This window comes from Delftia sp. WSY_22 (genome assembly GCF_043104185.1).
Taxonomy (GTDB): Bacteria; Pseudomonadota; Gammaproteobacteria; order Burkholderiales; family Burkholderiaceae_C; genus Comamonas; species Comamonas tsuruhatensis.
In genome coordinates, this window is sequence record NZ_JBICKN010000011.1 from 1 (window position 1) to 954 (window position 954).

General features: G+C 64.2%; 1 protein-coding gene. It reads left to right on the top strand.

Going from position 1 to position 954, the window contains the following annotated elements; all coding sequences use genetic code 11:
* On the top strand, nt 1-954 hold a 954-nt coding region (locus ACF8NF_RS08120), incomplete at both ends, for a type VI secretion system Vgr family protein (protein WP_392450411.1).

The following is a 954-nucleotide window of genomic DNA, read 5'->3' on the forward strand; positions in this document are numbered from 1 at the left end:
CATCGACGGCATCGTCACCCGCTTTGGCATGCAGGGCCAGGACCACCGCCACTACGCCTACAAGGCCCGCCTGAGCCCCTGGCTGTGGCTGGCCACGCGCAAGAGTGACTTTCGCATCTTCCAGAACCTCAACGTGCCCGACATCGTCGAGCAGGTATTGGGCGTCTATGGCCATCCAATGCAAAGGAAACTCACGCGCGCCTATCGCAGTTGGGATTACTGCGTGCAATACAACGAAAGCGATTGCGACTTCGTCTCGCGATTGATGGAACACGAAGGCATCTACTATTTCTTCGAGCACGCATCGGGCCAGCACACCCTGGTGCTGTGCGACGACATCATTGCCTCGCATGGCGCATTGCCCGGCGGCGAATCCATTCCCTTCTATCCCCCGGAAAAAGCCGCCGCAGGCGATCAGGAAAACATCCACGCCTGGCAGCTGGAGCAGGAAATCAAGCCGGGCCGCCATTACATCGACGACTACGACTTCAAAAAGCCCCGGGCCGAACTGTCCCACATGCGCCGCGATCCACCGGGCCATGCGCACGACGGCCATGAAACCTACGAATGGCCGGGCGGCTACACGGAGTACGGTGATGGAGATGCCTACAACCGCGTGCGACTGAAGCAAGGCCTCACGGGCCACAGCCGGGTGCGGGGCCAGTCCTGCCACCGGGCGCTGGCCACGGGCTACACCTTCAGCCTCTACAACTACCCGCGCGGCGACCAGAACCGGCAGTACCTGATCACGGGCCTGAGCTACCACCTCAAGGAGAATCCCCGCGTCAGTGCCGTGGCCCCGGGCGCCAAGGGCAGCGCCGCCGAAGACGGCTCCTTCCAGCGCTACGAACTGCAGGCCCAGCCCACCAGCCTGGCCTTCACGCCGCCGCGCACCACGCCCAAGCCGCGCACCACGGGCCCGCAGACTGCCGTCGTCGTGGGTCCGGCCGGAGA